Origin of the sequence: Sulfitobacter brevis (assembly GCF_900112755.1) — a bacterium.
In the GTDB taxonomy this organism is placed as follows: Bacteria; Pseudomonadota; Alphaproteobacteria; order Rhodobacterales; family Rhodobacteraceae; genus Sulfitobacter; species Sulfitobacter brevis.
Genome location: NZ_FOMW01000023.1, coordinates 1 through 21,562, shown reverse-complemented (window position 1 = coordinate 21,562; position 21,562 = coordinate 1). Strand labels below are relative to the sequence as shown.

Below are 21,562 nucleotides of genomic sequence, written 5' to 3'. Positions count from 1 at the left end.
GTTCATCGCGTGCAGGGCCGAGCCGGGAACCACTGGCATATCGTCGCCAGGATACTCGTACTTGCTCAGCAACTCGCGGATTTCCATTTCCACCAGTTCCAGCAGCTCTTCGTCGTCAACCTGGTCCACTTTGTTCATGTAGACAACCATTGTGGGGATACCCACCTGGCGGCCCAGCAAGATGTGCTCGCGGGTCTGTGGCATCGGGCCGTCAGCAGCGTTCACAACCAGGATCGCGCCGTCCATCTGCGCCGCACCGGTGATCATGTTCTTCACATAGTCAGCGTGGCCGGGGCAATCGACGTGCGCATAGTGGCGCGCTTCGGTCTCATATTCCACGTGCGCGGTCGAGATTGTGATGCCGCGGGCTTTTTCTTCGGGCGCGCCATCAATCTGGTCATACGCTTTGAAGTCACCAAAATACTTGGTGATCGCCGCCGTCAGCGTCGTCTTACCGTGGTCAACGTGGCCGATTGTGCCGATGTTGACGTGTGGTTTGTTACGTTCAAACTTTGCCTTTGCCATGGTGTGGCTCCTTTTGTCGTGTTGGGCGGCGGGGTTATCCCCGCCCTACGGAAGTTGGTAGGGCGGGGATAACCCCGCCGCACCGATTAAGCGAATTTGGACTGGATCTCGTCAGAGATGTTCTGCGGCACGGCTTCGTAATGGCCGAACTGCATGGTGAAGTTCGCACGGCCCGAAGACATCGAACGCAGTGTGTTGATGTAGCCGAACATGTTCGCCAGTGGCACGAATGCGTCGATTGCAATCGCGTTACCACGGGTATCCTGACCCTGAACCTGACCGCGACGTGAAGTCAGATCGCCGATGATCCCGCCGGTATACTCTTCCGGTGTCACAACTTCGACTTTCATGATTGGTTCCAGCAACTTGGCGCCGGCCTTCTTCATGCCTTCACGCATGCCCATACGGGCCGCGATTTCAAATGCCAGAACCGAGGAGTCCACATCGTGGTACTTGCCTTCGATCAACGCCACTTTGAAGTCGATCACAGGGAAGCCCGCCAGAGGACCGGAGTCCATGACAGATTTGATCCCTTTTTCGACGCCCGGAATGTATTCCTTTGGCACCGAACCACCGACAACGCGCGACTCGAAGGAGTAACCTTCGCCCGGCTCTGTTGGCGTGATGACCAGCTTAACTTCAGCGAACTGACCCGAACCACCCGACTGCTTTTTGTGGGTGTAGACGATTTCAGCTTCACGGCTGACGGTTTCACGATACGCCACCTGCGGTGCACCGATATTCGCCTCAACCTTGAATTCACGCTTCAGACGGTCAACCAGAATGTCGAGGTGCAGTTCGCCCATGCCCTTCATGATGGTCTGACCGGACTCGATGTCGGTCTCCACGCGGAAGGATGGGTCTTCTGCAGCCAAACGGGCCAGACCCGCAGACATTTTCTCCTGGTCGGCTTTGGTCTTAGGCTCGACGGCAATCTCGATCACTGGATCGGGGAAAGTCATCGTTTCCAGAACAACCGGATCCTGCGGATCACACAGGGTGTCACCTGTGGTGGTGTCTTTCAGACCTGCAAGCGCGATAATATCGCCAGCCCATGCTTCTTCGATCTCCTCACGGTTGATCGAGTGCATCATCATCATCCGGCCAACGCGCTCTTTCTTGCCTTTGGTCGAGTTCATCAGGTTGTCGCCCTTTTTGAGCTTGCCTGAATAGATGCGGGTAAAGGTCAGCGAGCCAACGAAGGGGTCGTTCATGATTTTGAACGCAAGACCGGAGAATGCCATGTCATCGTCCGCGCGGCGCGGGATGACACGTGCTTCTTCTTCGTCACCTGGTTTGAAGCCCATGTAATCGACAACGTCCAGCGGGCTGGGGAGATAATCGATAACAGCGTTCAGCAGCGGCTGGACGCCTTTGTTCTTGAAGGCAGAGCCACACAGAACCGGAATGAACTTGATCGCCAGCGTGCCCTTACGGATCAGCTTGCGCAGCGTGTCTACGTCGGGCTCGGCACCATCCATAAGATAGTTTTCCATCGCCTCGTCGTCCATCTCGACCGCAATCTCGATGAGGTTGGCACGCCATTCGTCAGCCAGATCTTTCAGGCTGTCACGGATCGGCTTTTTGACCCAGCTTGCGCCCAGATCTTCGCCTTCCCAGACCCATTCTTCCATTGTCACCAGATCGATCAAGCCTTCCAGCTCGGTCTCGGCGCCAATTGGAATCTGGATCGGGGCTGGTGTCGCACCGGTACGGTCTTTGATCATCTTCACACAGTTGAAGAAGTCGGCACCGATCTTGTCCATTTTGTTGACGAACACGATCCGTGGAACTTTGTACCGGTCGGCCTGACGCCAAACAGTTTCGGTCTGTGGTTCGACACCGGCGTTGGCGTCGAGAACGGCAACCGCGCCATCAAGAACCGCAAGCGAGCGTTCAACTTCGATGGTGAAGTCGACGTGGCCAGGGGTGTCGATCATGTTCATGCGGTACTTGGTGTCAGAAGTCGCCTCTTTTGTGGGCTCTTCCTGACGCTGCCAGAATGTGGTGGTCGCAGCGGAGGTAATCGTGATGCCACGCTCCTGCTCCTGCTCCATCCAGTCCATGGTGGCCGCGCCATCGTGCACTTCGCCGATGTTGTGCGATTTGCCCGTATAGAACAGAATACGTTCCGAGCAGGTGGTTTTGCCGGCGTCGATGTGGGCCATGATGCCGAAGTTGCGGTAGCGTTGGAGCGGATAGTCGCGTGCCATGGGGCTGCTTCCTCAGGTGTGTCTACGTCAATGTCGTCAGGGGCCTCGCGCACCGAGGCCCCGATCTTTGAGAGCGGGATAATCCCGCTCGAATTACCAGCGGTAGTGGCTGAACGCTTTGTTGGCGTCGGCCATCTTGTGCGTGTCTTCGCGGCGCTTAACGGCCGTACCACGTGACTGAACAGCGTCCAGCAACTCGCCTGCAAGGCGTTCTTCCATGGTATTTTCGTTGCGCGCGCGGGCCGCTTTGATCAACCAGCGGATCGCCAGTGCAACACGGCGCTCGGGGCGCACTTCAACCGGCACCTGATAGGTGGCACCACCGACGCGGCGCGAACGCACTTCGACGGATGGTTGAATGTTCTCCAGCGCTTCGTGAAACACTTCGATCGGGGCGCGCTTGATCTTGTCTTCAACGCGGGTCATCGCGTTGTAAACGATACGCTCTGCAACCGACTTTTTGCCGTCGATCATCAGGTTGTTCATAAATTTCGTCAGAACCAGATCGCCATATTTGGCGTCCGGCAGGACTTCGCGTTTTTCAGCGGCGTGGCGGCGTGACATATCAGTGTCTTCCTCTTGGCGGGGGCAAAGCCGTGCTTTGCCGTACAGACTGGATGTGGCGGCGGGGGGAAGGCCCCCACCCGTGACTTACTTCGGACGCTTGGCACCGTACTTCGAACGACGCTGCTTACGGTCTTTAACGCCCTGAGTATCCAGAACACCGCGCAGGATGTGGTAACGCACACCGGGAAGGTCTTTTACACGACCGCCGCGGATCAGAACCACAGAGTGTTCCTGAAGGTTGTGGCTTTCACCCGGGATGTAGGAGATGACCTCGAAACCATTGGTCAGGCGCACTTTGGCGACTTTACGCATGGCCGAGTTCGGCTTTTTAGGCGTTGTGGTATAAACCCGTGTGCAGACGCCGCGTTTTTGCGGGCACTGCTCAAGGTGCTGTGATTTCGAACGTTTGATTTTCGGCTGCCGCGGCTTGCGGATCAGCTGTTGGATCGTTGGCATTCCGGTATTATCCCCGTTTAGCTCACAAAAGAGTGCACGAGGACGCCCCCCATGCGGTTTAAAGTCGACCGCCCTGCGCGTCAGCAAAGCGAAAACACCGCCACACTCCCGTACCGAGGAAAGCGAAGCGGTGGGGTTACAGAGGACCGGATCAGCATTAGACCGGACGTGACCACGAACAGATATGATGTCAGGCGACAGAATGGTTCTGCTGCCGAGATAGCGGGCGTATAGGAGGTTGTGGCGGGGGTGTCAACAGCCGCCCCCTTGCGGCGTGCGGCGCGCGCCATCTGCCGGACCTCGCGGCACAGATCATGCTTGCTCCGCCTCCCGTGCTGCTTGCATACTCCGGTAAATTCCTGCCGGACAAGGGTTTTGGTACCATGCAAACAATCGGACTGTGCCGCTTTTCCTACCCCGCCCTTGGTGGTTTTCAGGTCGAGCATGAGACCATCGAGAAGCGTATCGCCTACCTATATGATCACAACCGCCTCGAAGAGCGATTCCAATTGCTCGAAACCGTCGCCCTGCCCTGCCTGAAGGCGCAAACCGATCCCGATTTCAGCCTGATCATCGTCATCGGCGACCAGTTTCCCAAACAGCACGAAGAACGGCTGGCCGATCTGGTTGCCGATTTTCCGCAGGCCCTGCTGCACAAGGAACCGCCGCGCAACCAGCGCGAGGTGATGAAAGAAATTCTTAACGCAGCGCGGCTCGACCCGTCGGAACCCTGCTTGCAATTTCGCTATGATGACGATGACGCAGTTTCTGTCGACTTCATCCAGCGTCTGCGCGAGGCCGCCCGCGATGTGGCCCCCCTGCTGGCGCAGCACAAAACCGTGGCCTTTGACTGGAACAATGGCTATGTCGCCGAATTTGGACCCGAGGGGATCAGTGCGACCGAGATTTTCCGCCAGTTTTATGTGGCGTCATTGGGCATGTATATCCGCGGCGATTGCCCCATGACGATCATGAATTTTGCCCATGAGAAGATCTCGCGCTTCATGCCCACAATCAGTTTTTCCGAGCCACCGATGTGGGTGCGCAGCCATAACGGTTACAACGACTCGCGGCAAAAGCCGGTTAAGCAAATTCCGGTGAAACCCCTGACCGACGCCGAAATCAAGATTTTCCGCGACCGGTTTGCCATTGATATCGACCATGTGAAGCGGGTGTTTTCAGGCGCGTGACAGTTTGCGTTCCCGGTAAAGCGTAAATATGCCCGTCGCCACGACAATGGCACCGCCTGCGAGGGTAAGAGTGCTGGGCCAATGGTCGAAGACGAGCCAACCCAGCATCAAGGCCCAGATCAACCCCGTATAGCGGAAGGAGGCTACGAACGACACATCTCCCGCCCGCATCGCGTTGATGGAAAAGAAATAACCGCCCAGAACAAATACTGCCGCACCGACGATCAAGCTGCCCAACTCGCGGGTGATCGGCGCCCAAACTTCCGTCAGCGATCCCAGCCCTGCGGCACCCGTTATCACGACAGCCGTGACCAAGGTCACGCTCATCGCGGGCACGGCGGAGGAAATCTGCCGCGTCGCGAGATCACGTACCGTGACGCAGGCCACCGCCAACAGCGCATAGACCGACCAGATGTTGAACCCTTCGGCCCCCGGCTTGACGATCATCAATACGCCGACAAATCCCACAACGATTGCCGACATGCGCTTCCACCCCACGGGCTCGCGGAGCAACACAGCCGAAGTCAGCGTGATCGACAGAGGCAGCACCTGCAAAATTGCAGACACATTGGCCAGCGGCATATGCACCAAGGCCGACAAGAAGAAATAGGCGCTGGCAACCTCGGCCACGGCGCGTAGCCCGACAAAGCCCCAGTCGCGCCGCCCGAAACGCAGCGGCATTTTCCCCATCCGCCCGCGCGCCGCCAAAATCATCGATGTGGTCAAAAGTCCTCGGAGAAAAATCAGCTGAAACAGCGGCACCGCTCCTGCCGTCAGTTTAATCAATGTATCGTTTAACGTGAAACAGGCCATGGAGCCCATCATCAACAGGGCCCCGATCTGGTTGGGGGTCATTAGACGTTCCTGAGATCTTCGAGCGTCATGCCAAAGCCGCGCTTGAGGTGACGGATAATTTCTTTTTCACGCAACACGCCTTTGCGCCCCGTCGGGGCAGCGCCAGAATCGTTACCGGCATGCACCGAACGGATGAACATCGGTTTCTCGACTTCGGTGTAACAGTCGAAATACTCTCCAAGCTTGCGGTGATTGCGCCGGAAGACGTTCACTTTGTCGTCCTTCGGGGCGACCAGTGCCAGCCCGACACCCAGCGGCGTTTTCTCATACCACTCGGTGATCGGCTGCTCTTGATTGCCGACATCCAGATAGAACCCGCGATTGAAAGCCAGCGCAAAGGCAGTCTTATCACCACGGATCGCGAGCAGCGCATTGGCAAGCTGCCGGACGCGCCGCGTGGTCATCCGGTGCATGGCGTCATCGTCATCAAGCCGGAATGTCGCAGTATGGGTTGCGTCGGGCAGGTCCGGCATTGCCGCGAAGGCGCGTTTGATCGCGGTGTAATGTACCATCTCCGGCAGAGCGATAATCTGTACCTGCGGCACATTGGCGGTGATCGCCTCCAAATGCTGCCGCGCTTCCTTGGGAAAGCTTTTGCCGATCAGGACGCCGACGGTGAAGTTTTTATCCAGCTGGTTGCGGATTGATGGAAGCGCCAGACGCTCGAACAAGGCGAACCGCCGCTCCAAACGCTCGGGGTCATACAGGATCTCGCGGATCGCTTCAGGGTCTTTATCAGAGAGCGCAAAGCCGCCCTTTGACAGATAGGAAAACCGGACCAAACCTTTGATCTGCAAATTAAAGTTCTGCGCCATGCCTGCCTCTGCTCAATTACATGGAAGCTTAGTGCAAGGATTGCAGCGATAGAAGCACTCATGACGGGAATTTGTCGCGAAGTATATCAGGTGCCACCCGTCCGACACAGCAAAGCAAGGTGATGTGCTTACTGGTGTTCTTTGGGCACCCAATCCTGCGGCGGCGCGTTCCAGAATCTGTTGGAGTTGTCTTCATCCAGCCCGCGAATGTGCAGCGTCCGCAGGCAGCTTTGCACAAAAACCACCGGCTCCTCATAAGGATGTGCCCAATAGACCGCCTTCAGCACTGCGCCTGCCTTCTCTGCATCGTCGGGCAGAAAGAACGAAAGCTCGACGCAAGGCACCTCGACCACAGCTTCGGTCGCGGCATTATGGCCACTACCCAAGGACCGAAACTGCTGGGTGCCTACAACGGTTTTGAACGTCACACTGTCATAGTCGCCGTATTGAAGGGTCGCGACCTCCAGCACCGCGTCAACGATTTTCTGAGCATGCGCATCAGGCGTCTGGATGATCACCCGCAACCCTTGTTCTGACTGGAAGCGGCTGGCGTCGAGCGTGGGCAGTGTCATGGGCGTCTCCGATGCTATGAGAGATCAGGTATAACCGCATAGGTCGATCTGGCAACTCCAGCGGCCGTGGCCAAGCTGCGCGAAAGCTGGCTCTCGCCATTCTGGCACAAAGCTCCCGCACACCCTCTGGTAACGAAAAAGCCCCCGCAGCGGTGCGCTGCGAGGGCTTTCCAAGAAATTATGGCCTGCGATTAATCGCGGCTTTCCTCGTCGTGTGGGATGTTGCTGAAGACATCGCCACCAACCACATCTTTGGCTGGCTCCGGCGCGGCAAGGGCTGCTGCTGCTTCCGCTTCTTCGCGGCGTGCATCAATAACCACATTGTCGCGGTCGGCTGCGATCTTGCGCATCTGCATGGTCGCACCACCGGTACCGGCTGGGATCAGACGGCCCACGATGACGTTCTCTTTCAGACCGACCAGCTTGTCGCGCTTACCCTGCACGGAGGCTTCGGTCAGCACGCGGGTGGTTTCCTGGAAGGACGCCGCCGAGATGAAGCTGCGGGTTTGCAGCGACGCCTTGGTGATACCCAACAGGATTGGTTCGCCCTTGGCAGGACGGCCACCTTTTTTCAGTGCTTTCTCGTTGGCCTGATCGAACTCCTGCTTGTCGACATGTTCGCCTTTGAGCAGCGTGGTATCCCCGGATTCCTGGATCTCCCACTTCTGCAACATCTGGCGCACGATGACTTCGATGTGCTTGTCGTTAATCTTCACACCCTGCAGGCGGTAAACGTCCTGAACTTCGTCGATCATGTAGTCCGCCAGCGCTTCGACACCCATGATGGCAAGGATGTCATGCGGCGCTGGGTTGCCGTCCATGATATAGTCGCCCTTCTGGACAAAATCACCTTCCGCAACCGGAATGTGCTTACCCTTGGGCACCATGTACTCGACCTTGTGATCCGGATCTTCGGAGCTCTCGATCGCGATGCGACGCTTGTTCTTGTAGTCCTTGCCAAAGCGGACGTAGCCGTCGATTTCCGCGATGATGGCGTGGTCCTTGGGGCGACGTGCCTCAAAGAGTTCGGCCACACGAGGCAGACCACCGGTGATGTCCTTGGTCTTGGCACCTTCACGCGGGATACGCGCAATGATGTCACCGGCCTTGATCTCGGTCTGGTCCTCGACGGACAGAACCGCATCAACAGACATCGCATAGGTAATCGGGTTGCCCGCATCGTTGCGCAAAGGCTCGCCGTCTTCACCCACCAGAATGACTGCCGGCTTCAGCTCGTTACCTTTGGGTGCTGCACGCCAGTCGATCACGATCTTCTGGGTCATGCCGGTTGCATCATCCGTCTCGTCCTTGACCGCAATGCCGGACACAAGGTCGACAAATTTGGTCATACCGGACTTCTCGGCGATGATCGGCAGTGTGTAGGGGTCCCATTCGTAAAGCTTGTCACCACGGACGATCTGCTGACCTTCCTTGACGAAGAGCTTGGTACCGTAACCGACTTTATGGCTGGCGCGCTCGTCACCGTTTTCGTCGATGATTTGCAGCTTCATGTTCCGGCCCATCACCATGATCTCGCCTGCGGCGTTCTCGAGGGTCAAAGCGTTGTCGAACACGATTTTACCGGACTGCGATGCTTCCTGGAAGGACTGCTGTCCACCCTGCGCAACACCACCAATGTGGAAGGTACGCATGGTCAACTGAGTACCCGGTTCACCGATCGACTGCGCCGCGATGATACCCACCGCTTCGCCCTGGTTCACCAAAGTACCGCGTGCAAGGTCACGACCGTAGCACATCGCGCAGACGCCTTCTTCGGCCTCACAGGTCAGCGGCGAGCGGATGCGCGCCACCTGAACTGCGAATTCGTCGATGGCATCGGCCAGACGTTCGTCGATCAACCCACCCGCAGGCACCAGCACTTCGTCTGTGCCCGGCTTGAGGATGTCATCGGCTGTCACACGACCCAACAGACGCTCCGCCAGCGAGGAAACAACCTCACCGTCGTTTACAGCAGCAGTTGCTGTGATCGCTGTCTCGGTCCCGCAATCATGCTGACGCACGATACAGTCCTGCGCGACGTCAACCAAACGACGTGTCAGGTAACCGGAGTTCGCCGTCTTCAAAGCTGTATCCGACAGACCCTTACGGGCACCGTGGGTAGAGTTGAAGTACTCCAGAACGGTCAGACCTTCTTTAAAGTTCGAGATGATCGGTGTCTCGATAATGTCGCCGTTCGGCTTGGCCATCAGACCACGCATCCCGCCCAGCTGTTTCATCTGGGTAACCGAGCCACGTGCGCCGGAGTGAGCCATCATATAGACCGAGTTCGGCTCTTTTTCGGAACCGTCTTCGTTGGTCTGTTTGGCCGAGATGGCGCCCATCATGGCGTCAGTGACCTTGTCGTTACACTTGGACCAGGCATCGACAACTTTGTTGTACTTTTCACCCTGAGTGATCAGGCCGTCCATGTACTGCTGTTCGAAATCCTTCACCTGTTCGCGGGTTTCGTCAACCAGCGGCCATTTGGAGTCAGGGATCAGCATGTCGTCTTTACCAAAGGAAATCCCCGCTTTGAAAGCTTCGCGGAAACCCAAGGTCATGATCTGGTCACAGAAGATAACCGATTCCTTCTGGCCGCAATAACGGTAGACGGTATCGATGACCTGCTGCACTTCTTTCTTGCGCAGCAAACGGTTGACCAAGTCAAACGGGGCCTTGGCGTTCAGCGGCAGCAAGGCCCCCAGACGCACACGACCCGGCGTGGTGTCAAAACGGACCATCACTTCGTTGCCTTCAGCATCGATCTGCTTGATCCGCGACTTGATCTTGGTGTGCAGGTGCACTTCGCCGGCGTCCAGCGCGTGCTGAACCTCGTCCACGGTACCAAAGACCTTGCCTTCACCTTTCATGCCTTCACGCTCAAGGGTCGTATAGTACAGACCCAAGATCATATCCTGCGAAGGAACAATGATCGGCGCGCCGTTGGCAGGCGACAGAACGTTGTTGGTCGACATCATCAGGACGCGCGCTTCCAACTGGGCCTCAAGGCTCAGCGGTACGTGCACGGCCATCTGGTCACCGTCAAAGTCAGCGTTGAAGGCCGAGCAGACCAGCGGGTGAAGCTGGATGGCTTTACCTTCGATCAGAACCGGCTCAAACGCCTGAATGCCCAAACGGTGCAGCGTGGGCGCACGGTTCAGCATGACAGGGTGTTCGCGGATCACTTCATCCAGAATATCCCAAACCTCGGGACGCTCTTTCTCCACCAGTTTCTTGGCTTGCTTCACAGTAGAAGACAGACCTTTGGCTTCGAGACGCGAGTAGATGAACGGCTTGAACAGTTCGAGCGCCATCTTTTTGGGCAGACCGCACTGGTGCAACTTGAGTTCCGGACCGGTCACAATGACCGAACGACCGGAGAAGTCGACGCGCTTGCCCAAAAGGTTCTGACGGAAGCGGCCCTGCTTACCCTTCAACATATCGGACAGCGACTTCAACGGGCGCTTGTTGGCACCGGTGATGACGCGGCCCCGACGGCCGTTGTCAAACAGAGCATCGACGGATTCCTGCAACATCCGCTTTTCGTTGCGGACGATGATGTCAGGTGCGCGCAGTTCGATCAGACGCTTGAGACGGTTGTTCCGGTTGATCACACGGCGGTACAGGTCGTTCAGGTCGGACGTCGCGAAACGGCCCCCATCCAGCGGCACAAGCGGGCGCAGCTCTGGCGGTATCACGGGGATCACGGTCAGAACCATCCACTCGGGGCGGTTACCGGATTCGAGGAAGCTCTCTACGACTTTCAGACGCTTGATGATCTTCTTGGGCTTCAGTTCGCCTGTCGCCTCTTTCAGATCGGCGCGCAGCGTGTCAGCTTCGGCTTCAAGGTCGATCGCGGCCAGCATTTCACGGATCGCTTCGGCACCGATGTTCGCGGTGAACGCGTCCATGCCGAACGCATCCTGTGCGTCCATATACTCTTCTTCGGTCATCATCTGACCGTAGGTGAGGTCGGTGAGGCCGGGCTCGATCACAACGTAGTTTTCGAAATAGAGCACCCGCTCCAGATCGCGCAGCGTCATGTCCAGCATCAGGCCGATGCGGCTTGGCAGCGACTTGAGGAACCAGATGTGTGCAACGGGCGAGGCCAGTTCAATGTGGCCCATCCGCTCGCGGCGGACCTTCTGCAGCGTGACTTCGACGCCGCACTTTTCGCAAACAACGCCGCGATATTTCATGCGCTTGTACTTACCGCAGAGGCATTCGTAATCTTTGATCGGGCCAAAGATGCGCGCGCAGAACAGACCGTCCCGCTCGGGCTTGAACGTACGGTAGTTGATGGTTTCAGGTTTCTTGATCTCGCCGAAAGACCACGACAGGATCCGCTCTGGCGAGGCCAGAGAGACTTTGATCTCGTCGAATGTTTTAGCCGGAGCAACCGGGTTAAACGGGCTGTTTGTCAGTTCCTGGTTCATTTTCAATCCTTAGATTTATTCTCGAAAGCGGCGGAGAGCAGGCCCGGTCTCTTGGCAAGAGACCGGACCGGAATTTTGAAAATTCCGGTTGGCCTTACTCTTCATCCTCCGCATCCAGGAGTTCCATGTTCAGGCCGAGGCCTCGGACTTCTTTGACCAGAACGTTGAACGATTCCGGAATACCGGCCTCGAAGTTGTCCTCGCCTTTAACGATGCTTTCATAGACCTTCGTCCGGCCTGCAACGTCATCCGATTTCACAGTCAGCATTTCCTGCAGGGTGTATGCAGCGCCGTAGGCTTCCAGAGCCCAGACCTCCATCTCACCAAAGCGCTGACCACCGAACTGCGCTTTACCGCCCAATGGCTGCTGGGTGACCAGCGAGTATGGACCAGTGGAACGCGCGTGGATTTTATCGTCCACAAGGTGGTGCAGTTTCAGCAGGTACTTGACGCCGACAGTCACGGGGCGGGCAAACTGCTCGCCTGTGCGACCGTCAAACAGCACCGACTGACCGGAGGTATCGAAACCGGCCCGCTTGAGGCTGTCGTTGACGTCTGCTTCCTTGGCACCGTCAAAGACCGGCGTTGCAATCGGCACACCGCGTGTGACGTTCTGCGCCGCTTCAACCAGCGTCTCCTCGTCCATGCCGGCAATGCCTTCTTCGTAGACATCATCGCCATAAGCGTGGCTCATCGCTTCGCGCACTGGGGTCAAATCGCCGGAGCGCTTATATTCCTGCAGTGCTTCGTCGATATTGATCCCCAAGCCGCGTGCGGCCCAACCCATGTGGGTTTCGAGAATCTGACCAACGTTCATACGCGATGGAACGCCCAGCGGGTTCAGACAGAAATCGACCGGAGTACCATCTGCGAGGAACGGCATGTCCTCCATCGGCACCACTTTCGAAATCACACCCTTGTTGCCGTGACGACCGGCCATCTTGTCGCCCGGCTGCAGCTTGCGCTTCACCGCCACGAACACTTTGACCATTTTCATCACGCCCGGAGGCAGATCGTCGCCACGACGGACTTTTTCGACTTTGTCTTCGAAACGCGCATCCAAGGTCCGCTTCTGGATCTCGTACTGCTCGTTCAGGGCTTCGACGATTTTCGCGTCGTCTTCGTCTTCCAGCGCCAACTGCCACCACTGACCACGTGTCAGCTGCTCGTCGAGCATCTCTTCGGTGATCTGGCTGTTTGACTTGATGCCTTTCGGACCTTTGACAGCAATCTTGCCCATGATCATCTCACGCAGACGCGCATAGATGTTCCGGTCAAGGATCGCGAGTTCGTCGTCGCGGTCACGGGCCAGACGTTCGACTTCTTCACGCTCGATCTGCAGCGCACGTTCGTCTTTTTCCACACCATGGCGGTTAAAGACGCGCACTTCGACGACCGTACCGAAATCGCCCGGCTTCACGCGCAACGAGGTGTCGCGCACGTCAGAGGCTTTTTCACCAAAGATGGCACGCAGAAGCTTTTCTTCCGGTGTCATCGGGCTTTCGCCCTTTGGTGTGATCTTGCCGACCAGAATATCGCCCGGCTCCACGTCCGCGCCGATGTACACGATGCCAGCCTCGTCGAGGTTGCGCAGCGCTTCTTCACCAACGTTGGGAATGTCGCGGGTAATTTCTTCTGGCCCAAGCTTGGTATCACGGGCGGCGACTTCGAATTCCTCGATGTGGATCGAGGTAAAGACGTCGTCCCGCGAGATACGCTCGGAGATCAGAATGGAGTCTTCGTAGTTGTAACCGTTCCACGGCATGAACGCGACGACCACGTTCTTGCCCAAGGCCAGCTCACCCATGTCGGTGGACGGACCATCGGCAATAACCTGACCTTTTTGAACCGTCTCGCCGACCTTCACCAGCGGACGCTGGTTAATGCAGGTGTTCTGGTTCGAACGCTGGAATTTACGCATGCGGTAGATGTCCACACCCGCGTCGCCCAGCTCAAGGTCTTCCGTGGCGCGGATAACGATACGGCTGGCATCGACCTGGTCGATGATACCGCCACGCTTGGCCATGTAAGCCGCACCGGAATCCCGTGCTACAACTTCTTCGATACCCGTGCCCACCAGCGGTGCTTCTGCTTGCAGCAGTGGCACAGCCTGACGCTGCATGTTCGAACCCATCAGAGCGCGGTTAGCATCGTCGTTTTCAAGGAAGGGGATCAGCGAGGCCGCAACGGACACCAACTGCTTTGGGCTCACGTCGATGAGGTCAACGCTGGTCGAGGGCGACAGCGTGTAGTCCCCCGACTTGCGGGTGCTGACCAGATCGTTCACAAACTTCATGTTCTCATCAAGGTGCGCGTTGGCCTGCGCCACAGTGTGGCGCATTTCCTCGGTTGCGGACATGTACTGAACTTCGTCGGACACAACACCGCCCGAAACCTTACGGTAGGGTGTTTCGATGAAGCCGTATTTGTTCACGCGGGCAAAAGTCGCCAGCGAGTTGATCAGACCAATGTTCGGGCCTTCCGGCGTTTCAATCGGACACATCCGGCCATAGTGGGTCGGGTGAACGTCACGTACTTCAAAACCGGCACGCTCACGGGTCAAACCGCCTGGTCCAAGCGCCGACAGGCGACGCTTATGCGTCACTTCGGAGAGAGGGTTGGTTTGGTCCATGAACTGCGACAGCTGGCTAGAGCCGAAGAATTCGCGCACAGCAGCGGCCGCCGGTTTTGCGTTGATCAGGTCTTGTGGCATCACCGTGTCGATTTCGACAGATGACATACGTTCCTTGATCGCACGCTCCATACGGAGCAGGCCAACACGGTACTGGTTTTCCATCAATTCGCCGACCGAGCGCACACGACGGTTGCCCAAATGGTCAATATCGTCGATGTCGCCACGCCCGTCGCGCAGGTCAACCAGTGCCTTGACGCAAGCAACGATGTCTTCACGGCGCAGGGTGCGCTGTGTGTCATCGGCATCAAGGTTCAGACGCATGTTCATTTTGACGCGGCCAACCGCGCTGAGGTCATAGCGCTCCGAGTCGAAGAACAACGTGTCGAACAGGCCGGAAGCGGCCTCAACGGTGGGCGGCTCGCCCGGGCGCATGACGCGGTAGATGTCCATGAGCGCGGTGTCGCGGTTCATGTTCTTGTCGTGCGCCATTGTGTTACGCATGTACGGACCGACGTTGACGTTATCGATATCCAGAAGCGGGATATCGGTGATACCGGCGTCCACCAGTTCTTTCGCCGTGCCGCCGATGAGCGTGCCGTCTTTGTCGTATTCCAGCGTCAACTCGTCACCGGCTTCGACATAAATCGCGCCCGTTTCTTCGTTGATGATGTCCAACGCCACGAACTTGCCCTCGATATGCTCGAACGGCAGCAGCAGGTTGGTGACTTTGCCTTCGTCGATCAATTGCTTGACCGCACGTGGCGTGACTTTCTTACCGACTTCGAACAGCACTTCGCCAGTCGCGGCATCAACGATGTCATAGGTCGGACGGGTACCGCGCACACGATCAGGGAAGAAGGGTGCAACCCAGCCTTTGCCCTTTTCAAGCGTGTAGGTCACGGTCTTGTAATAGGCGTTCATGATCGCTTCTTGGTCGAGACCAAGCGCGTACAGCAATGTGGTTACCGGCAGTTTGCGGCGACGGTCGATCCGCGCAAAGACGATGTCTTTCGCGTCGAATTCAAAATCGAGCCAAGAGCCGCGGTACGGGATGATCCGGCAGGCGAACAAAAGCTTGCCCGAAGAGTGGGTCTTGCCCTTGTCGTGGTCAAAGAACACGCCGGGCGAGCGGTGCATCTGGGAAACGATCACCCGCTCGGTGCCGTTCACAACGAACGTTCCGTTTGGCGTCATCAGGGGCATGTCGCCCATGAACACGTCCTGCTCCTTGATGTCCTTAACGGACTTGGCGCCTGTGTCTTCGTCTACATCAAACACGATGAGGCGCAGCGTCACCTTGAGGGGCGCGCTGTAGGTCATGTCGCGTTGCTGACATTCCTCAACATCGTACTTAGGTTTTTCGAGCTCGTACTTGACGTATTCAAGCACGCTGGTCTCGTTGAAGTCTTTAATCGGGAAAACCGACTGGAAGACGCCCTGAATACCATCCCCATCGGTGGGTGTCTCGGCATCGCCGGAATTCAGGAACAGATCATACGAGGATTTTTGAACCTCGATCAGGTTCGGCATTTCCAGCACTTCGCGGATTTTGCCGTAATATTTACGAAGACGTTTCTGGCCAAGGAAGGATTGTGCCATGTGTCGTGTCACCTTTCGTGTCTCTTGCGGGCCAAGCGCGCTCACCGGGGGCGTGAGGCGCGGGCCTAAGAGCGGAAAATCCGGGTCAATTCTTGGACTGCGTCCCACCGCAACCCTTCCGACCTTTGGACCTCTCCAGAGGGGGGCTTTACGCAAAAGCACCCTTCAAGACAGGTTTGGCTGGACAGGGAAAAGACCCCATCCAGCCAAGGTTCTTATGAGGGAAAGCAGAGTTTCTTGAAAACTCCGGTCTGTTCTCCCTTTCAGGAAAACACCTCCTTTTAAGCGGCTTAGGCCAGCTCGACTTCCGCGCCAGCTGCTTCCAGCTTGGCTTTCACGTCGTCGGCTTCGGCTTTGTCGACGCCTTCTTTGATCTTGCCACCGGCTTCGACCAAGTCTTTGGCTTCTTTGAGGCCAAGACCGGTGATTGCGCGGACTTCTTTGATCACGTTGATCTTGGAAGCGCCGGCATTCTTCAGCACGACGTCAAATTCGGTTTTCTCTTCTGCCGCTGCGCCACCGGCGTCAGCAGGACCAGCCATCATCACTGCGCCGCCAGCTGCGGGCTCGATGCCGTACTCGTCTTTCAGGATGGTTTTCAGTTCTTGTGCTTCAAGCAGTGTCAGACCAACGATCTCTTCTGCCAGTTTCTTCAGATCAGCCATGTTTAGCTCTTTCCGTTAACGATATGTGTGTTCCAACGCGAAGGTTCAACCCTGCGCCAGCTTGACGATATTGCTTTACGCAGCCGCCTTGTCCTCGATCGTGGACAAGATGGAAGCGATATTGCTTGCAGGTGCGCCAATGGCCCCGGCGATGTTCGATGCAGGTGCGCCCAGCATGCCAGCGATAGTAGCGATAAGCTCATCACGCGAAGGCATTTTAGACACGGCTTCGACACCGGCGACGTCCAACGCATTCTCACCCATTGCACCACCGAGAATCACAAACTTTGGATTCTCTTTGGCGAAGTCCTGAGCAACCTTGGCCGCAGCCACGGGATCCTCAGAGAAGGTCAGAACGGTCATGCCCAACAGAAGGTCACCGATGCTTTCGCATGGCTTCCCTTCAAGGGCGATCTTGGCGAGCCTGTTCTTGGCAACACGCACGGCCCCGCCAGCGGCACGAGCACGCGCGCGAAGGTCCTGCATTTCGGCAACTGTCAAACCGACGTAGTGGCTTACCACAACGACGCCAGAGCTTTCAAAGATTTGGCCGAGCTCGTCGACCAACTGTTCTTTTTGTGCTCTATCCACAGTTTCACTCCAGTAAGGGAGGGTGACCCCTCCGGCTCAGTTTTGCCGGGACTGATGGCCCCGACTTTCGGGTCCTTACGGGGTCCTGCGCATCGCTGCGGACATACCCACTGGGGCGATCCGAAGAAAATTTGCTTTACCCGTCTCAGGCAGGAATTATGTCAGGAAGCCCTGGCACCCACCGTCTCGGACGAATCGCCGATCGGAATATGGTGACATATCCCTACCGACAGACGCGGCGAATAGTTTATTTTAGAACGGATGTGAAGGGGGCAATGAGAAATACATTGTTCCGGCCAAATTTTCACAACCGGTTGCAAGGCATTCCTCGGGCGCGTGCGGCACCGTGGGGCGATCTTGCCCGAGGAAGGCGGTCCGTGCAACCAATTCCACCAGCCCCGCTTCAGGCCGGCCATAAACGGCCCCTGCCCCCCATTCCAGCGCTGCCACACAGAACGGGGCAATGTCGCGCCCGGCACTCAACGCAAAAGGGCGGTGGAAAACCACCGCCCTTCGCCATTCAATCCGTGTGGTCCGGCTTATTCGCCAGAAGCGCTCTCGATCGTGACCGACACGCCTGGGCCCATTGTGGAGCTCAGGTTGATCTTTTTCAGGTAGGTGCCTTTGGAGCCCGATGGCTTGGCCTTGGCAACCGCACCAACAAAGGCACGGATGTTTTCGACCAGCTTGGCTTCGTCAAAGGACAGTTTGCCGACGCCAGCGTGAACCACGCCGCCTTTTTCAGCTTTGAACTGCACTTCGCCACCTTTGGCTGCCTCAACGGCCTCCTTGATGTCCATGGTCACTGTGCCGACTTTAGGGTTTGGCATCAGGTTACGTGGACCCAAAACCTTACCCAGACGACCCACGATTGGCATCATGTCAGGTGTTGCAATGCAACGGTCAAAGTCGATCTTGCCGGACTGGATGGATTCCATCAGGTCCTCTGCGCCAACGATATCGGCACCGGCTTTTTCGGCTTCTTCGGCTTTTGCGCCACGGGCAAATACGGCGACGCGCATTGTTTTGCCTGTGCCGTTTGGCAGACCGACCACACCGCGGACCATCTGGTCTGCGTGGCGGGGATCAACACCAAGGTTCATCGCGATCTCGATGGTTTCGTCGAACTTGACGTTCGAGTTGCCTTTGATCAGCTTGACCGCTTCTTCGAGAGAGATGTTCTCTTTGCCTGCGAATGCTTCGCGGGCCGACTTTGTGCGTTTTCCAAGTTTTGCCATCTTACTTCACCTCGATGCCCATGGACCGGGCAGAGCCCAGGATGATTTTCATCGCCGCTTCAACGTCATTGGCGCTCAGGTCAGCCGCTTTTGCTTCTGCGATTTCGCGCAGCTGCTTGGTGGTGACGGTGCCAACTGTTTCACGGCTGGGTGTCTTGGCGCCAGAATTGATCTTGGCCGCTTTTTTCAAGTAATAGGACGCAGGAGGCGTCTTGATGTCCATCGTGAAGGACTTATCCTGATAATAGCTGATCACGGTCGGGCAAGGAGCGCCTGGCTCCATATCCGCTGTCTTGGCGTTAAACGCTTTACAGAATTCCATGATGTTGATGCCGCGCTGGCCCAAAGCGGGACCGACGGGTGGGGACGGGTTGGCTTGCCCCGCCTTAACTTGCAACTTCATCGTACCGACGAGTTTCTTGGCCATTGGCCTTCTCCTTTGTCATCGGTGCGTGAAACACGCACCCTACAGAACCACAACGCGCTATGGTCCATTTGCTAGCGTGGTCCGGCATCGGGCGCGCGCGCCCTGAACCTCCCACAAACGAACAGCCCTTTCAGACCGCGAGGGCGCGCGACATCACATCACGCACCTGACGCTCAGATCTGTTTGTTGACCTGAGTGAATTCCAATTCGACCGGCGTTTCCCGACCGAAAATCGATACCGTCACCTTGAGGCGCTGGTTATCTTCATCGACCTCTTCAACCATACCGTCGAAGTCCTCGAACGGACCATCCGCCACTTTGACCTTTTCGCCGATCTCGAAGTGGATGAGTGTACGGGGGGCTTCTTCGCCTTCCTGCACGCGGCCCAGAATGGCCTGCACTTCGGCATCACGCATTGGCATCGGGCGGCCTTGCGGGCCCAAAAATCCGGTAACGCGATTGATCGAGTTGATCAGGTGATAGCCGCCATCGGACATTTCCATATGCACCAGCACGTAGCCGGGCATAAAGCGCCGCTCGGTTGTAACTTTCTTACCGCGACGGACCTCAATCACCTCTTCGGTGGGGACCAAGACTTCGTCGATCTGGTCCTCAAGGCCCTGTTCCGCCACGGATGTGCGGATCTGCTCTGCGATCTTCTTTTCGAAGTTCGACAGGACACTGACCGAATACCACCGTTTTGCCATCTGAACTCTGGTCCCTGTCTTGCGGCGCGACTTACAGCGCCAATTCCGAATATGTCAACGGGTCCGTGACCCGGCTTTCCTGAACAAAAAATCGGCGCGCAACTCGAATCGCCGCACGCCCCCTATCAGGTCAGGACTGCGCAATAGCCCGCACAGACCGAGGTTTCAAGGGATTAAACGGAATTCCGTCGCCGCCGAGGCCGTTCAGACGAACATGTTCAGGACTGACTGCAGCCCGCCACGGATAATAATATCAACGGCAGCAAAGAAAACAGCCGTCAGCGCCGCGAGGATGAAAACCATCACGGTCGTCAGCATAACTTCGCGCCGCGTCGGCCATACGACTTTGGCGACTTCAGCGCGGACCTGCTGAATGAACTGGAGCGGATTTGTAGTTGCCATGTCGCCTATCCTTGATTGTCCGTTCGCGATGTAGCGGCTCTGGGGTCCGGATACAAGCCTAGGAAGTCAGCGCCTCCCGCCAGCGCCGCCATAGGGTGGTGCGGGGTGTGGCAGGGGTTTTAGGTACCGCCGTCGCGCAAACCGTCAAAGCGGCGATCTAGAGCGGCATTGTGGCGGGCTTCGGCAGCCGTTGTGATGCCCAGATCAGGCAGATAGAGCCCGTCGACAGTCCCTTCGGGAAAGCGATCGAGGAAAGCGTCGAACCGCATGGCAAAGCCGTCCAGCTTGCGCAGGATATCTTCTGACTTCTCGGGATTCCGGTTCGCTTGCCACCGCGCAAGGCGCATCGCTTGTTGCCAGAAACCGTCATAGCCCAGCACCAGCAACACCCCCGCAAATAGAAAGATGCCCAAGACCAGCAGCCCGACAACCAGCCAAGGCCGGAATAGCAAGATCAGCACACTGCAGGCGGCCAGCACATGCCATACCGTGGGGCGATATCCAGCCGCACCGGATTTCATCCTAGCAACCATGCCGCCTACGGCGTTAGCGGGGATGTCATGCGTGGATTTGGGCGCTGACGCGGGTTTACCGGTGCGCTTGACCTCGGCAGCCTCTGCCTGCCCAAGCTCGGGAAACCGGGACCGCTTTCGCGCAACAGGCGTGTCGGCGGCGTCAGGTGAAACTTGTGGATCAGATGCCACATGCGTGGCACTTGGCTGCGCATCATCCGCTTCGGCCTCCAGCAACCCCCTGATGGCCGCCAAAGAAGACGGGTCCAGCGAGTCGCCAGGCTCGGAAGGCGGGATTCTGGGTGTGTCAGTCATATCGGCCTCTCTCGCACGGATATGAGAAACCTAGCGTAGATTTCCGACATATTATTGACGGGAGTATGGCAACAATATGTCGGTAAAGGTGGCAGGGGCTGAGGGACTCGAACCCACGACCCTCGGTTTTGGAGACCGATGCTCTACCAACTGAGCTAAACCCCTATGCCGGTGGTCGGGGTAATCCCAATTTGATCTGCGATCAAGGGGCGATTGGCCGGCATTGAAGAAAAAGCGCTCGATAGGCGCAGTTCGAGACGATCCTGCCCTGTTTCGGCAACGATTTACGTTCATGAATAGATGCGAGAGCCCGTGCAATCGACACACAGATTTAATTGGCGGTTGGGGTTCTGCCACTGGGCAGGCATCACTGCCCCCCTTTCCCAACGAAAAAGGCCGCAGCGTCACCGCTGCGGCCTTTCCTAATTTCAAACCAACGCCCCGAAAGGCGCGGATGGTGCAGGGGCCCGTGGGCCCCTATGCCCAAATCACTCGATGATTTTGGAAACCACGCCGGCGCCGACTGTGCGGCCACCTTCGCGGATCGCAAAGCGCAGACCATCTTCCATCGCGATCGGGGCGATCAGCTCAACGCCGAACTGAAGGTTGTCACCGGGCATAACCATCTCGGTACCTTCGGGCAGCTGAACCGTACCGGTCACGTCCGTTGTACGGAAGTAGAACTGGGGGCGGTAGTTCGCGAAGAACGGCGTGTGGCGGCCGCCTTCTTCTTTGGTGAGGATATAAGCCTCGGCAGTGAACTTTGTGTGTGGGTTCACCGACTTTGGCTTACACAGAACCTGACCACGCTCAACGCCTTCACGCTCAACACCGCGCAGCAG

18 protein-coding genes and 1 tRNA gene are annotated in these 21,562 nt (G+C 57.2%); 1 reads left to right on the top strand and 18 read right to left on the bottom strand.

Features of this window, described 5'->3' with window-relative positions; translation table 11 throughout:
* The 4 genes from BM174_RS18915 to rpsL all read right to left on the bottom strand — a co-directional run.
* Positions 1–525 (bottom strand): GTP-binding protein (locus BM174_RS18915; protein ID WP_143092462.1); only part of this gene is annotated, 525 nt, incomplete at its 3' end.
* An 86-nt stretch (positions 526–611) separates the two neighbouring features.
* Positions 612–2,738, bottom strand: coding sequence for an elongation factor G (gene fusA / locus BM174_RS18910; RefSeq protein ID WP_093925399.1), 2,127 nt, complete (start codon positions 2,736–2,738; stop codon positions 612–614).
* A gap of 93 nt (positions 2,739–2,831) precedes the next feature.
* Positions 2,832–3,302: a 30S ribosomal protein S7 gene (rpsG, locus tag BM174_RS18905; protein WP_093925398.1), complete on the bottom strand. Its 471-nt coding sequence runs from the start codon at positions 3,300–3,302 to the stop codon at positions 2,832–2,834.
* Positions 3,303–3,389: 87 nt separating this feature from the next.
* A complete protein-coding gene (rpsL, locus tag BM174_RS18900) occupies positions 3,390–3,761 on the bottom strand; it encodes a 30S ribosomal protein S12 (protein ID WP_009828243.1) in 372 nt (123 codons plus the stop codon).
* 383 nt (positions 3,762–4,144) lie between these two features.
* On the opposite strand from rpsL, the gene BM174_RS18895 reads away from it, so the two are divergent.
* A complete protein-coding gene (locus BM174_RS18895; protein WP_093925400.1) occupies positions 4,145–4,951 on the top strand; it encodes a putative rhamnosyl transferase in 807 nt (268 codons plus the stop codon).
* Here the strand turns inward: BM174_RS18895 and BM174_RS18890 are convergent.
* The 14 genes from BM174_RS18890 to BM174_RS18820 all read right to left on the bottom strand — a co-directional run.
* The gene (locus BM174_RS18890) at positions 4,940–5,806 is read right to left on the bottom strand and encodes a DMT family transporter (protein ID WP_093925397.1); all 867 of its coding nucleotides are present in this window, start codon (positions 5,804–5,806) and stop codon (positions 4,940–4,942) included. The genes BM174_RS18895 and BM174_RS18890 overlap by 12 nt on opposite strands.
* A complete protein-coding gene (locus BM174_RS18885) occupies positions 5,806–6,621 on the bottom strand; it encodes a glycosyltransferase (protein ID WP_093925396.1) in 816 nt (271 codons plus the stop codon). Before BM174_RS18885 ends, BM174_RS18890 begins: the two co-directional genes overlap by 1 nt.
* 128 nt (positions 6,622–6,749) lie before the next feature.
* Entirely contained in the window at positions 6,750–7,193 is a 444-nt protein-coding gene (locus BM174_RS18880; RefSeq protein ID WP_093925395.1) for a YqfO family protein, read from the bottom strand.
* 191 nt (positions 7,194–7,384) lie between these two features.
* Complete coding sequence (gene rpoC, locus BM174_RS18875; protein WP_093925394.1) at positions 7,385–11,629, bottom strand: DNA-directed RNA polymerase subunit beta'; 4,245 nt, start codon at positions 11,627–11,629, stop codon at positions 7,385–7,387.
* A gap of 94 nt (positions 11,630–11,723) precedes the next feature.
* A complete protein-coding gene (rpoB, locus tag BM174_RS18870) occupies positions 11,724–15,863 on the bottom strand; it encodes a DNA-directed RNA polymerase subunit beta (protein ID WP_093925393.1) in 4,140 nt (1,379 codons plus the stop codon).
* 290 nt (positions 15,864–16,153) lie between these two features.
* Complete coding sequence (gene rplL / locus BM174_RS18865; RefSeq protein WP_093925392.1) at positions 16,154–16,528, bottom strand: 50S ribosomal protein L7/L12; 375 nt, start codon at positions 16,526–16,528, stop codon at positions 16,154–16,156.
* Positions 16,529–16,603: 75 nt separating this feature from the next.
* Entirely contained in the window at positions 16,604–17,119 is a 516-nt protein-coding gene (gene rplJ / locus BM174_RS18860) for a 50S ribosomal protein L10 (RefSeq protein ID WP_093925391.1), read from the bottom strand.
* 539 nt (positions 17,120–17,658) lie between these two features.
* Complete coding sequence (rplA, locus tag BM174_RS18850; protein ID WP_093925389.1) at positions 17,659–18,357, bottom strand: 50S ribosomal protein L1; 699 nt, start codon at positions 18,355–18,357, stop codon at positions 17,659–17,661.
* Position 18,358: 1 nt separating this feature from the next.
* A complete protein-coding gene (rplK, locus tag BM174_RS18845) occupies positions 18,359–18,784 on the bottom strand; it encodes a 50S ribosomal protein L11 (protein ID WP_093925388.1) in 426 nt (141 codons plus the stop codon).
* A 173-nt stretch (positions 18,785–18,957) separates the two neighbouring features.
* Positions 18,958–19,491, bottom strand: coding sequence for a transcription termination/antitermination protein NusG (nusG, locus tag BM174_RS18840; protein WP_093925387.1), 534 nt, complete (start codon positions 19,489–19,491; stop codon positions 18,958–18,960).
* 204 nt (positions 19,492–19,695) lie between these two features.
* Positions 19,696–19,893 (bottom strand): preprotein translocase subunit SecE, encoded by a 198-nt coding sequence (secE, locus tag BM174_RS18835; RefSeq protein WP_093925386.1) that lies wholly within the window; start codon positions 19,891–19,893, stop codon positions 19,696–19,698.
* A 119-nt stretch (positions 19,894–20,012) separates the two neighbouring features.
* On the bottom strand, positions 20,013–20,720 hold the full coding sequence (locus tag BM174_RS18830; RefSeq protein WP_093925385.1) for a hypothetical protein: 708 nt from the start codon (positions 20,718–20,720) through the stop codon (positions 20,013–20,015).
* A gap of 89 nt (positions 20,721–20,809) precedes the next feature.
* Positions 20,810–20,885 (bottom strand) — tRNA-Trp (locus BM174_RS18825).
* A 323-nt stretch (positions 20,886–21,208) separates the two neighbouring features.
* A partial coding sequence (locus BM174_RS18820) for an elongation factor Tu (RefSeq protein WP_483883282.1) occupies positions 21,209–21,562 on the bottom strand: 354 nt, incomplete at its 5' end.

Coding starts and splice junctions, on each gene's coding strand:
- fusA (WP_093925399.1), bottom strand. CDS start 2,738: ATGGCACGCGACTATCCGCTCCAACGCTACCGCAACTTCGGCATCATG.
- rpsG (WP_093925398.1), bottom strand. CDS start 3,302: ATGTCACGCCGCCACGCCGCTGAAAAACGCGAAGTCCTGCCGGACGCC.
- rpsL (WP_009828243.1), bottom strand. CDS start 3,761: ATGCCAACGATCCAACAGCTGATCCGCAAGCCGCGGCAGCCGAAAATC.
- BM174_RS18895 (WP_093925400.1), top strand. CDS start 4,145: ATGCAAACAATCGGACTGTGCCGCTTTTCCTACCCCGCCCTTGGTGGT.
- BM174_RS18890 (WP_093925397.1), bottom strand. CDS start 5,806: ATGACCCCCAACCAGATCGGGGCCCTGTTGATGATGGGCTCCATGGCC.
- BM174_RS18885 (WP_093925396.1), bottom strand. CDS start 6,621: ATGGCGCAGAACTTTAATTTGCAGATCAAAGGTTTGGTCCGGTTTTCC.
- BM174_RS18880 (WP_093925395.1), bottom strand. CDS start 7,193: ATGACACTGCCCACGCTCGACGCCAGCCGCTTCCAGTCAGAACAAGGG.
- rpoC (WP_093925394.1), bottom strand. CDS start 11,629: ATGAACCAGGAACTGACAAACAGCCCGTTTAACCCGGTTGCTCCGGCT.
- rpoB (WP_093925393.1), bottom strand. CDS start 15,863: ATGGCACAATCCTTCCTTGGCCAGAAACGTCTTCGTAAATATTACGGC.
- rplL (WP_093925392.1), bottom strand. CDS start 16,528: ATGGCTGATCTGAAGAAACTGGCAGAAGAGATCGTTGGTCTGACACTG.
- rplA (WP_093925389.1), bottom strand. CDS start 18,357: ATGGCAAAACTTGGAAAACGCACAAAGTCGGCCCGCGAAGCATTCGCA.
- rplK (WP_093925388.1), bottom strand. CDS start 18,784: ATGGCCAAGAAACTCGTCGGTACGATGAAGTTGCAAGTTAAGGCGGGG.
- nusG (WP_093925387.1), bottom strand. CDS start 19,491: ATGGCAAAACGGTGGTATTCGGTCAGTGTCCTGTCGAACTTCGAAAAG.
- secE (WP_093925386.1), bottom strand. CDS start 19,893: ATGGCAACTACAAATCCGCTCCAGTTCATTCAGCAGGTCCGCGCTGAA.
- BM174_RS18830 (WP_093925385.1), bottom strand. CDS start 20,720: ATGACTGACACACCCAGAATCCCGCCTTCCGAGCCTGGCGACTCGCTG.